At 59.5% G+C, this 12,388-nt stretch carries 8 protein-coding genes; 4 read left to right on the forward strand and 4 right to left on the reverse strand.

Annotation, left to right across the window (positions count from 1 at the left end; translation table 11 throughout):
• Window position 1: 1 nt before the first annotated feature.
• Window positions 2–1,780, reverse strand: coding sequence for an acyl-CoA dehydrogenase (locus tag AC1DM5_RS20945; protein WP_477823691.1), 1,779 nt, complete (start codon window positions 1,778–1,780; stop codon window positions 2–4).
• Between the two features lie 310 nt (window positions 1,781–2,090).
• On the opposite strand from AC1DM5_RS20945, the gene AC1DM5_RS20950 reads away from it, so the two are divergent.
• Window positions 2,091–3,083, forward strand: a complete 993-nt coding sequence (locus tag AC1DM5_RS20950) for a transporter (RefSeq protein ID WP_477823692.1) — start codon at window positions 2,091–2,093, stop codon at window positions 3,081–3,083.
• Between the two features lie 54 nt (window positions 3,084–3,137).
• Here the strand turns inward: AC1DM5_RS20950 and AC1DM5_RS20955 are convergent, their stop codons facing one another.
• On the reverse strand, window positions 3,138–3,635 hold the full coding sequence (locus AC1DM5_RS20955; protein ID WP_477823693.1) for a BA14K family protein: 498 nt from the start codon (window positions 3,633–3,635) through the stop codon (window positions 3,138–3,140).
• A 144-nt stretch (window positions 3,636–3,779) separates the two neighbouring features.
• Window positions 3,780–5,024 (reverse strand): aromatic ring-hydroxylating oxygenase subunit alpha, encoded by a 1,245-nt coding sequence (locus AC1DM5_RS20960; RefSeq protein WP_477823694.1) that lies wholly within the window; start codon window positions 5,022–5,024, stop codon window positions 3,780–3,782.
• A gap of 392 nt (window positions 5,025–5,416) precedes the next feature.
• Between AC1DM5_RS20960 and AC1DM5_RS20965 the strand changes: the two genes are divergently transcribed.
• The 3 genes from AC1DM5_RS20965 (at window position 5,417) to AC1DM5_RS20975 (ending at window position 8,546) form a co-directional block, all read left to right on the forward strand.
• Window positions 5,417–6,025: a DUF6656 family protein gene (locus tag AC1DM5_RS20965; protein WP_477823695.1), complete on the forward strand. Its 609-nt coding sequence runs from the start codon at window positions 5,417–5,419 to the stop codon at window positions 6,023–6,025.
• A 90-nt stretch (window positions 6,026–6,115) separates the two neighbouring features.
• Window positions 6,116–7,090 carry an L-threonylcarbamoyladenylate synthase gene (locus tag AC1DM5_RS20970; RefSeq protein ID WP_477823696.1) on the forward strand — a complete coding sequence of 325 codons (975 nt, stop codon included), beginning with the start codon at window positions 6,116–6,118 and terminating at the stop codon, window positions 7,088–7,090.
• Between the two features lie 19 nt (window positions 7,091–7,109).
• A complete protein-coding gene (locus tag AC1DM5_RS20975) occupies window positions 7,110–8,546 on the forward strand; it encodes an FAD-binding oxidoreductase (RefSeq protein ID WP_477823697.1) in 1,437 nt (478 codons plus the stop codon).
• A 20-nt stretch (window positions 8,547–8,566) separates the two neighbouring features.
• Here AC1DM5_RS20975 and AC1DM5_RS20980 read toward each other — a convergent pair whose 3' ends face one another.
• Window positions 8,567–12,289, reverse strand: coding sequence for a DUF1217 domain-containing protein (locus AC1DM5_RS20980; protein ID WP_477975521.1), 3,723 nt, complete (start codon window positions 12,287–12,289; stop codon window positions 8,567–8,569).
• Window positions 12,290–12,388 lie beyond the last annotated feature (99 nt).

Raw genomic sequence — 12,388 nt, forward strand, 5'->3', positions numbered from 1 at the left:
CCTAGGCAAGCACGGCGCGGGCAGCGGCAAGGCTATCAGCACCGTTGACGACACGGTCTTTCAGCGCCGCCGTTTCGGACAAAAGGTTTTCAGCGGCGAAGCGGCAAAGCGCGATGCGGCTCTCGCCTGCCCCGCCCTCGGCGCGGGCAAGGCCGCCCTTGGCGAGATAGCAGCCGGTGAGCGCAAGGCCGAATAGACGTTGATAGGGTGTCGCGCCCGACAGGGCCTCCGCCAATTTACCCTCGGCGAGGCGAGCAAGCTGCCAATCTGTCGCGTTTTCCAAATCGGCGAGTGCCTCCTCCAGCCTGTTGGCCGTCGTGCCGAAACCGTCGAAATTTGAACTGCGGACAGCCTCAGCGATCGCCTTCAGCTCGGCAATGAAGCCCCTGACCTGCTTGCCATCAGACAAAGGTAGCTTGCGGGTGACGAGATCAATCGCCTGAATACCGTTCGTGCCTTCATAGATCGGGGCGATGCGGGCATCACGCAAATAGCGGGCGGCACCTGTCTCCTCGATGAAACCCATGCCACCGTGGACCTGGATGCCGAGGGAGGCGACATCGACGCCGGCATCCGTCGCGAAGGATTTGGCAATCGGCGTAAGGAGCGCAGCGCGCTCCTGCCAATGCTCTCGACGCTCGGTGGCGCGGTGCGCCATATCGATAGCGTGGGCGCAGGCATAGGCGATGGCGCGCGAGCCCTGTGTCAGGGCCTTCATGGTGAGCAGCATCCTGATGACATCGGGATGGTCGATGATCGGGCTCATGCCGGAGCCGCTCCAGCCTGGCGCTTTGCCCTGCGTGCGCTCCTTGGCATAGGCAATCGCCTTCTGCGTCGCCGCTTCGCAGATCGCGACACCCTGCATGCCGACAGCGAGGCGGGCGTTATTCATCATCGTGAACATGCAGGCGAGACCTTTGTTCTCCTTGCCGATCAGCCAGCCGATCGCCCCCTTCTCGTCGCCGAACCTGCCGTCGCCATAGATCATGGTGCAGGTGGGCGAACCGTGAATGCCGAGCTTGTGCTCCAGCGAATGGCAGTGAAGATCGTTGCGGACGCCGAGCGAGCCATCGTCGTTAACGAGGAATTTCGGCACGAGGAAGAGCGAGATGCCGCGTGTACCGGCCGGCGCATCCGGTAGGCGGGCCAACACGAGATGGACGATATTGTCAGCCGCGTCATGCTCGCCCCAGGTGATGAAGATCTTCTGGCCGAAGATGCGGTAGCTTCCATCCTCACGACGTTCGGCGCGCGCCTTCAGCACGCCGAGATCGGAACCGGCATGGGGTTCCGTGAGGTTCATCGTGCCGGTCCATTCGCCCGACACCATGCGCGCCAGATACTTTTCCTTGAGAGCGGCACTGCCATGCACATTCAACGCCTCGACGGCCCCCATGGTGAGCGTCGGGCAGAGCGCGAAAGCCATAGAGCCGGAGTTCCACATTTCGAGCGCCGCGACATTCAGCATGTGCGGCAAAGCCTGGCCACCGAAGCCCTCCGGCGCGGTCAGGCCGTTCCAGCCGCCTGCGGCCCAATTGCGGTAGAGGTCGCGCCAGCCGTCCGGCGTTTTCACCGCGCCGTCGACAAGCCGGGCGCCCTGGCGGTCTCCGATATCGGCGAGAGGGGCGATTTCCTCCGTGGCAAATCGTCCCGCCTCGGCAAGAATGGCATCGACGAGATCTTCGCCAAGATCGCCCAGAAGACCGTCGTCGATCGCCTCAGCCATGCCGGCGACATGCTTCAGCGTGAACGCGATTTCCTCGACAGGCGCCTTATACATCTTATTTTCCTCCGCATTCAGCTCACGCACGGCAAAGCCGGTACACAAGCGCCTCCATTCGAAGAGCTAATTGATTTTTACGTAAACGTCAATTTGGTTTCCGTCACTAACCTTGATCGAGCGCGCCTTTTCGCTTGTGCACTTGCACAAACAAACGTCATGGAGAATCTCTAAGCGTGTCGCGATCTTTCAGATCCGCTGCCACGCTTCAGGCCTTTGTTTTGACGCATGTCGTTATCGCAAACCGCTATACAGTTTTGCGCGACATGCTTTAGTAGGATTGATCGCTTTCGCGAGAGGATCGGCAATAATGGATACCTTGCCCGTCAATATACCCGGCCTCGTATGGGCCTACCGCTTCTCGCCGGAAAGCAAGAAGGGGGCGCGGCTGCAAAACAGCGCGACGGCCGCTGAGCTGACCGCGGACGACGGTTTCTATTGGCTGCATCTCAACCTCGCCGATGCCCGGGTGCCCGCCCTGCTCGACACGCTCGGCGTGATGGAAGACGCCAAGTCGGCGCTGACCACGCGCGACACGCACGCGGTCCTGACTGTCGACGAACAGATGCTCTACGGCACGCTGGTGGACTGCCAGCGCGAATTCGATCAGGACACGGCCGATCTCGGCTGGCTGCATTTCGCCATCTCCGACCGTTTCATCATCACCACGCGCCTGCAGCCGCTGAGAAGCGTGGAGCGGACACGTGTGATGATCGAGAAGAATCCCGGCAAGTTCGCCCGTCCCGTCGACCTCTTCGAACTGCTTGTGACAGAGTTCCAGCGCACGCTGATCTCCGTCGTCATGGAACTCACCGAAGAGCTCAACCTGATCGAGGACTTCGTCTACGACAACGCGCCGCGTGACGAACGCCGCAGGCTTGCTCCCGTCCGCCGCACGATCGTGCGCCTGCATCGTCATCTGCGCACGGTCCTCGCGCTGATGCGACGAGCGGCAGCCTCCGACGAAGATGAAATGCCCTTCGGTTTCGACGATATTGCCGGACGACTGACGAGCCGGCTGGAGACAGTCGACCACGATGTCTATGCGCTGCAGGACCGGGCAAGGCTGCTGCATGAAGAAATCGACTCCAAGCTCTCCTCGGAGACGAACCGCCACCTCTACATCCTGTCGATCATGACGGCATTCCTCTTGCCGCCGACACTGGTGACCGGCTTCTTCGGCATGAACACGGCCAACCTACCCTTCGCCGTCGGAGACTACGGTACGGAATATGCCGTGGCGCTCATCATCGCCTCCATCGCTCTGGCCTGGTGGCTATTGAAGCGGGTGGATATTCTCTGAACGAAAACGCCCGGCTCGATGGCCGGGCGTTCTATCTCGATCTCTGGTTTCGCCTCAGTAGTAGGGCGAGTAGCACTGCTGGCGTGGACCGTTATAGGGCTGGAACGTATTGTCGTAGGCCCTGTAGGAACGGTAGCGGTTTTCGCACCAGGCGACATGGCTCGGATTGATGCCCGAGGGAGCCGGCGCGGGCGCATAGTAGCGCGGCTGCGCGGCGATAGCGCCGCCGATGACGGCACCGGCACCGAAGGCTGCCAGCGGGTACCAGTAGCCGTTATAGTGACGGTAGCCCGGACGATAATAGGAATAGCCGCGATAGCCGCCGTACCAGCCAGAGCGATAGGCGGGGCGGTAGCCCGGATAGTAGCCGGGGCGATAACCTGGATAGTAACCTGGGCGATAGTAACGGCGGTATTGGACGTTTTCGACAGGCGAAGATTTTTCCACCTGCGGGACGGCCGGCATCTGGATTGCCTGCGACGGCACGAAGCTCGTCGCAACGACAGCGGCGGCCATAACCGCAGTCGCGACCCTCTTACTCAGCCCAAACATTGCATGTCTCCGATCAAGAGCGAAAAAAGCCAGCCGGACAACGGACAAAACGGAGAATTGTTCCCGAAAGACCCGAAAACGGCACCCACACTCCATCTTTACCGGAGGCGAAATGAACTGGACATTAACCGGTGACGAACGCCTTCAGGCAACGACCGAGAGCTTGGCCTGATCGCCCTGCAGACGGTTGATCATGAAGTTCGAATACCATTCGAGGAACTGCATGACACCGCCCTCGTGGACCTGCGAATAAGGACCGGGCTCATAGGCCGGCGAACGGATGCCGAAAGCATTCTCTTCGACGATGCGGCGATCCTGGTCGTTGGTTTCGGTCCAGACGTGCGTCAATTCCTCGAGGTTATAATCAACACCTTCGACAGCATCCTTGTGAACGATCCATTTGGTCGTCACCGCCGTCTCGTTGGCGCTGAGCGGCAGCACGCGGAAGGAGATGGCGTGGTCGCCGAGCAGATGGTTCCAGGTCGTCGGATAGTGGAAGAGCAGCATGGTGCCGATGTGGCTGATCTTCACGTCGTCGGAGAGCAGGCGTTTGACGGCGGGCCTGCCGGACATGGTATAGCTTTCGGCATCCTCGATCAGCGGCATGCGGGCGGTGCGGAACTGCCCGTCCGGCGAGATCTGGAACTTGCTCGGCAGACCGGCGGCCTCGCAGCGCGCCCAGTGGCCGGCAATCTCGGGATCGTCGGCGCCGCCATCAGTGCCGGTCACACTCGGCGCTTCCGGATAGGTGCGGCAGAGCTCGGGATGGTTTGCAGCGCAGTGATAGCACTCGCGGTTATTCTCCCAGACCAGCTTCCAGTTGCCCTTCTCGATGATGGTGCTCTGGAAGGCGATCTTGGCCTCGCTGATGTGGTGGGGCGCCATATAGGGCTCGACCTTGTCGCGCACGGCCTGGAAGTCCGGCGCGACATTGGCGAGGCAGATGAAGACGTAACCGGCGACGATTTCGCAATGGACCGGTTTCAGCCCGTAGCCGCTCTTGTCGAAATCATCGCCCATATGGCGCGCGAAGGCGAGCTTGCCGTCGAGATCGTAGGTCCACTGGTGATAAGGGCAGACGAGGCGTACCGACGAGCCGTGCTCCTTGGTGCAGACGCGCGAGCCGCGATGGCGACAGCTATTGTGGAAGGCACGAATGACATTGTCGCGTCCGCGCACGATGACGACGGGATACTCGCCGATCTGGACGGTAAAGTAGGCGCCCGGCTTCGGCAGTTCGCAATCATGGCCGATGAACAGCCAGTCGCGATAATAGATCATCTCCATGTCCAGACGGAAATAATCCTCGTCAATGTAGAAGGGCTGTTCGAGACTGAAACCCTCGCGGCGGCTCTTGAGCTGGCGCAAAACGTTGCTGCGAATATCCATCTGCCTATCCTCGTGCATGTGGCTGCTACTCTTTTCGAGCACGGCAGCGGAAGCGTGCCGCTTCCTTCTCCCTCCGGAGAACTGGTCATGGCGTTATTTAAGCACCGAGCATGCCGGCCGCTTGGTTGTAAAGCGACATCCGCTTCGAAATTGACGACAGGGAGTCGAGCGGTCCTCAGAAATATTCACTCGCCTTTGATTGTCGTCAATTGCGACATTTCGTGACCCTTCAGACGTAAGTGAATCCAATGCGGCAGATAAAACCCCTGTCGCATTTGCGACATGTCGCACTCAAACCCAGCTCTCGCGCCTTCTTACCGCTATTTTAACAGGGCGTTAAGCACGAAATCCTATTCTTGCCGATGACCCACACAGCGAAGACTGCGGAAGCCATGGCCAAACTTCGATATTTCGACACGCGGGACGAAACCAAGCCCACAGAACCGCGACTTTTCGCCAAGCACTCTGAATTCCTGCGCACTGGCCGCATCAGCCGCCGTCGCGAAGACTGGCTCCCGGAGGAGCGCCGCTATCTCACCCATGAGGAAGTGGCTGAAAAGACCGCACGCAAGCTGCAGGCCGCCGGCGAAAAGACCCACCAGAACATCAACGGTTTCCACCGCGCGATCCAGTTTCCGAAGCTGATCTTCCACCGGACGCTGGCCGATAGCCCGCATCTCGGCTACTGCCACGTCACGGCCGCACGCACCAAATTCGCTCGCTACGACGAAGTGGCATGGGCCTTCTACATCGCCAACTTCTATTCCGACATCGGCGATAACGACAATTTCTTCGACAATATCGCGGTGCAGAATTCCCGCATGTATTTCGCCGTGGCGATCAAGCCGGGTGAAAGCACACCGGAGAGAATGGTGGTCGACCGCTCGGTGCGGGGCAACGGCCTGCTCTTCCGCACCAACGATCCGCAGATCGCCATCCGCAACATCCTCCTGCTTGGCGCCCGCAACGAGCAGCTTCGCCAGATCATCCGCCAACTGTAGGTTCGCCGACAGCTGATCCACAAGCTTCGGGCGGGATTGATCACGCCGCAAGGAAGGCCTAATGACTGCCGCAATAAAACCGGGCAGGACATGGCAAGAATAATCGACATCAAAGCGGACATGCAGACGGCACTCGAAGCCGGCTGCGCGGCGCTTGCAGAAGGCTTTGCGATCGCCATTCCGACCGAGACCGTTTACGGCCTTGCCGCCGATGCCACCAATCCGGCAGCTATCACCCGCATCTATGAGACCAAGGGGCGGCCACGCTTCAATCCGCTGATCTGCCATATGGCGGATCTCGCGATGGCAGAGACCTATGCGGAATTCGATCCGATCTCCCGCGCCCTGGCAGAAGCCTTCTGGCCCGGCCCGCTGACGCTGGTACTGCCGCTGAGGACCGGCACCGCGATCCATGCGCTGGCGACCGCGGGCCTCGACAGCGTCGGCATCCGCATACCGAAAGGTTTTACCGGCGATCTGATCCGCGCCTTCAGGCGACCGCTTGCGGCTCCGAGCGCCAATACATCCGGCAAGGTGAGCGCCACAAGCGCTGCCCATGTCGAGGCTGATCTCGGGGCAAAGATACCTCTCATCCTTGACGCTGGCGCGAGTACCGTCGGCGTGGAATCGACGATCGTGAAGGTCGAGAATGGCGAGCTGCGACTGCTGCGGCCCGGCGGACTGCCGGCCAAGGAGATCGAGCGGGTGGCAGGCAAGCGTTTGCTGCGTTCGAAGAAGGCAACCGCGGCGATCGAAGCGCCGGGCATGCTCGCCTCGCATTACGCGCCGGGCGCAGCCGTCCGGCTCGAAGCCACGGTACTGGAACCCGGTGAAGCGTTGATTGCCTTCGGTCCGGACAGGGTGGCAGGCGCCGAGCAAGCGGCGATGGCGCTGAACCTCAGCCCGCGCGGCGATCTCTCGGAAGCGGCCGCCAATCTTTTCGACTACATGAAGAAGGCTGATGCCAGCGGCGCGGCCGTGATCGCCTTTTCGCCGATCCCCGATGAAGGGCTTGGAGAAGCGATCAACGACCGGCTGCGGCGAGCGGCAGCGCCGCGCGAGTGAGGAAGAGGAACCGGGCTCCATGAGCAGCACAAGCATTTCTCCAGAGATCATCGAACGTTTCACCGCCATCGTCGGTGAGAAATATGCGCTGCGCAGCAAAGCTGATCTCGCGCCGCACCTGATCGAAAACCGTGGCCTCTACCACGGCTCCTCCCCTCTCCTGCTCAAGCCCGGCACGGTCGAGGAAGTCTCCGCGATCATGAAGCTTGCCACCGAAACCAGTACGGCCATCGTGCCGCAGACCGGTAATACCGGTCTCGTCGGCGGGCAGACGCCGCGCGAGGGTAAAGCCGATGTCATCCTTTCGCTCGAACGCATGAACAAGATCCGTGATGTCGATCCGGTCGCCAACGTGCTGGTCGCCGACGGCGGCGCGATCCTGGCCGAGGTGCAGAAGGCGGCCGAGGCGCACGGACGCCTGTTTCCGCTGTCGCTCGGCTCGGAGGGCTCCTGCCGCATCGGCGGCAACCTGTCCACCAATGCCGGCGGCACGGCAGTTCTCGCTTACGGCAACATGCGCCAGCTCTGCCTCGGCCTCGAAGTCGTGCTGCCAACGGGAGAGATCTGGGACGGGCTTCGCCGCCTCAAGAAGGACAATACGGGTTATGATCTGCGCGATCTCTTCATCGGCGCGGAGGGCACGCTCGGTGTCATCACCGGCGCGGTACTGAAGCTCTTCCCGCAACCGCTCGGCCATCAGGTGGCCTTTGCAGGGCTTTCTTCAGTCGAGGATGCGCTCGCCTTCTTCAACCTCGCTTCCAGCCTCTGCGGCGCCTCTCTCACCGGCTTCGAACTGATGCCGCGGTTCGGTGTCGAGATCACCACGCGCAATATCGATGGCGTGCGCGATCCGCTGGAGACGCCGCATGACTGGTATGTGCTCGTTGACATCTCCACCTCCGACTCTGCCGAGACGGCCGAGCGGATGATGAATGCTGTTCTGGAGCAGGGTTTCGAAGCGGGACTTGTTCAGGACGCGGCAATCGCCTCCTCTGTCGCGCAACAGAAGGCGCTCTGGCACATGCGCGAGAGCATGTCGGACGCCCAGAAGCCGGAGGGCGGTTCGATCAAGCACGACGTTTCCGTGCCGGTTTCGAAGATACCGCACTTCATGAACGAGGCTGCAGAGGCCGTGATGGCGGCAATGCCCGGCGCACGCATCTGCGCCTTCGGCCATATGGGCGACGGCAACATCCATTACAACATCTCGCAGCCTGTCGGTGCCGACAAGGATGCCTTCATCGCCCGCTGGCACGAGATGAACCATATCGTGCATGGGCTGGTGCTTACCCATGGCGGTTCGATTTCCGCCGAGCATGGCATCGGTCAGCTGAAGCGTGATGAGCTCGCGTCGATCCGGCCGGAAATCGAGATGGAACTGATGCGCCGCATCAAGCGCGCCTTCGATCCGGCCGGCATCATGAACCCGGACAAGGTGGTAAACCTCAAGGATTGAGGCTCACGCTTCGATTGGCCCTAGAGCAGTGAAGCCGCCTTGCCGGTACCTCCGGTCAAGAGCTGGAGCGCCGGCGACTGCTGCGTGTTGTTCTTGATGTCGTACATGGCCGTGAAGCGCTTGACCAGCTTGTCAACCTTCTTGGGATCCTGCAGGTCCTCTAGCTTCACGAAACGGCCGAGGTGATCGACCTGCTTGGCGACATCCATCGACGAAATCTGCGCCGGCAGGCTATAGGTCGTCTGGACGACCTGATATAGCGCCTTGTCGCCGAGGATCTGGTAGAGCGAGGTGACGTCACCGGCCTTGCGCTTGAAATAGAGCGCCAGGCGAACGCCATCATTCTTTTCGCCCTCCTGGCTTTCCAGGGTCATCTGCACATACTGCTGCTGCGTACTCGCTTCGGCCTGCTTGTCCTGGATCGTACCCATCTTGGCACGTGTCAGGTTGCCGTCCTTGTCGAAATTGAAGGAAGCGACGATCTCCTTGAAGCGCGCGTCAGCCGTGGTGTTGAGATAGCTCTTCTTGTCATCAGGATCGGAGGTGAAGATCTTCTTCAGCGTATCCTTGTCGTACTTCTTCGGATCGAGGCCATTTGCTTTCAGCACGAGATCCGTCAGGCGCTTGTCAGCCAGGAAATCGCCGAGCGAGGTTATGCCCGGAATGGTCTTGCCGAAATAATCCACTTCCTTGGTGGCATCCTTGGAAGCGCGGTCCTTTGCGGGGCCGTCTTTCATGAGCATGGTCGCGTGCGACTTATAATCGGTCGCATATTTCGCCATGGTGGCTGCAGACAGAGCCGACAGGGGCTCGGCAGCCTTGCCATCGGGACCGAAGTTGAAAGCGCGCACCATCTTGGTGATACGGTCGTCCTTGAAGGATGCGACATATCCCTTCGGATCATAGGGGTCGCTGACGAGCAGCTTGCGCATGGTAGAGCGCGAGACATCGTTCGTCGTCAGACCGTAAGCCTGCAGCGACATCTGATAGAGATCCGGATAGGAGTTGTTACCGAGAAGCGTATCGGCGGTGGCATTGGTCTTCATGAAATCATTGACATTCTTTACGCCCTTGGCGTCGTCCATTCGCGACTTGTAGTTCGCGATGATGCGGTCAATGAGATCGTCGCCCTGACTGTTGACGCGAGCGCCGTAATTGTCTGACGTGTTTGTCGTCTGCTCGCCAGTCTGGGCGCCGGTCGAGGTCGGCAGAGATCCATCCGCGCGGAAATTGAAAGCAGCGTTGAGATCGCTCTGGCCGACGGAAGCAGCATGGGCCGGATCGGTGAGGATATTCTTCAGCTCGGCATCGCTCGTGTCGTAGGCCAGGCCGTAGGCCATTTTCAGATAGTCCTTCAGGGATGAATCGGCGAGCAACTGATCGATATCATTGACGTCGCCCATCCGGTCAAGAATGCCTTGCTCCCGTATGTTGGCGGCCGAGTTCAAGGAGGCCATCTGCGTGGTAGTCTGCGCCGGAAGACCGGGAACAACGGTGCCGTCCGCCTGGAAATTGAACGCAGCCTTCACCTTGGCATAAGGGCCAGTACCACTCTGATCGGTGAGGATGTTGCGCAGATCAGTATCCGAAACGCTCGTCGGAATACTGAAGGCGTAACGGATGTAATTGTTGAGTTTCTGATCGCCCAGCAACTGATCGACGCTGGAGATCGAAGGCATCGTTCTGCCGTAATAGGCGGCTGCGTCGTCTGCCTTCTTGTTCAATGCCGCAACCTGGTCGGCGTTCTGCGAGAGGGTGTTTTGAGCGACCGTGCCGTCCTGACGGAAGTTGAAGAGCTGGTAGACGTCGCTATAGCCTTGGGCCGCCGCGACCGTCGGATCGGTCAGAATGCTGCGAAGCGTGGCATCGCTGACGGTATCGCTGATCTGCAAGTTGGTGCGCAGGAAGCTGACCAGCTTGCTGTCGGCGAGGAAAACGTCAACGGCCGCGGTCGAGCCGTTGTTCGAGAGATCCGCGAGCTTGGCCTGATAGTAGGACGCATTGTTTGCAGCAAGCTGGTTGATACCCTTAAGCTGCGCGGCGCTCTGGATCGTGCCGTTGACCGAACCATCCGCGTTGAAATTGAAGGCGTCATGGATGTCCTGGTGGCCCGCCGTCGCGGCGTAGGCGGAATCCGTGAGGATGTTTTTCAGTTCGGCATTGCTGAAATCCTGACCGAGGCCGTAGGCATCTTTGATATAAGAGGTCAGAGTCTTGTCGGAAAGCAGTTCGTCGACATTGTTGATCGTGCTGGGACCGCTCGCGGGTATCATCTTGTTCGAGAAGTAGCCTGAAACGTTCGACGTTGCGTTCACCATACCCGTCAACTGGTCATAGGACTGCGCGCGCTTCGTCGGAGAGATCGTACCGTCGGATTTGAAATTGAAGGCCTTATAAGCATCTCCCAAATCGACCGAACGGGCATAGGCCGGATCTGTCAGGACGCTCTTCAGCTGCGTAAAGCCCGGATCCATGCCGAATGCGGATCGAACGTAATCCGCAAGCCGCTTGTCGTTGACCAATTGATCGACATTGGTGATCGTGCCGATCTTGGACAGATAGTAGCTCTTGTTGAGATCGGACATCACCTGGCTGGTATAGTACACATCGCTCGCCGTGCCGTCGCGGTCGACGATCTGCGGCGCAGTCTTGATGTTATACTGTTCGATGACGTTGTTCTTCTGTGTCGCAGTCTGGGCGGCGCCACCGACTACGGGAGCGCGGAAGGCGTATAGCCCCGCGACCGTGTCGGTCTGGCCGGAATTCTGCGCCGAACCATTGACCGAACCGTCAGCGTTGAAGTTGAGATAAGAACGAAGTTCCTTGTATTTGTCGCCGACATAGTTGAGCGATGGATTGGGGTTGTTGAGTGGAGCGTCGCCGCCAAGTGTGGCCGGATCGCTTGTCAGCACCATCTTGATGAAAGCGTTATCGGCCGTTGCCGGATCGATGCCGACGGACTGCAGCGCCACCGTGCGCAGGCGCGGATCGGCTAGAAGGTCGTCGACCGACTGCACCGAACCGATATTGTTGCGGAAATACTGGGTGTCGCCGTTGTCAGGCTTGAAGTTGAATTGCTGTGCAAGCGCATAGAGCTTGTCACCGATATATGTCTTGGTCGGATCGTAAGCCGGATCGCTCGGATCAGGCGCATTGCCGCCAAGCTTGCTGATGTCGGTGGTCAGAACATTGGCGATGTAGTCCTTCGACATGTATGCCGGGTCTATGCCGACGCTCTTCAACGCGTAGTTCAGCAGGCGGGAATTGCCGACGAAGTCCTGGACGGTCTTCACGCCATCCATCTGCGCGCTGTAATATTTCGTTTCGGTGGCAGTCTGTTGTGCCGCGTCGGCAAAGGACTGCTTGTAGAGGCCGATCAGATCGTCTTCCTGCGCGTCCGTTTGAATATCCTTGGGCGGCGCATTGAAGTTGAAGGCGGCGGCGAATTCCTTGTAGCGCGTGTCGGAAAGCTTGTTGGCGAAACTGTTCGCATCCGTGAGATTGCTCTCCAGAACCTTCTTCATGAAGGCCTTGGCATAGATCATGTCATCAAGACCATAGGCTTTCATGGCGTAGCTGAAGAGCTTGTAGTCGCCAAGGAAGTCGTCGACGTCCTTCACCTTGTTGATGTTGTCGGCGTAATACTGGGCGTCTTTTTTGACCTGCGCCTGATTGGCGACGCGATCCAGACTCTTAGGCATATCACGAGACAGAATGACGTATGCCAGGGATGCCGTGATCATAAATGCGCCCTTTTCAGCAAAGTCTTTAAAGAATGACGGACCATTGGTGCGAGCATTTTGCCACGCAAAGCTTACCCGAGACTTACCTGAAGCTGTCCC

The organism is Rhizobium sp. 01T437 (assembly GCF_056398505.1).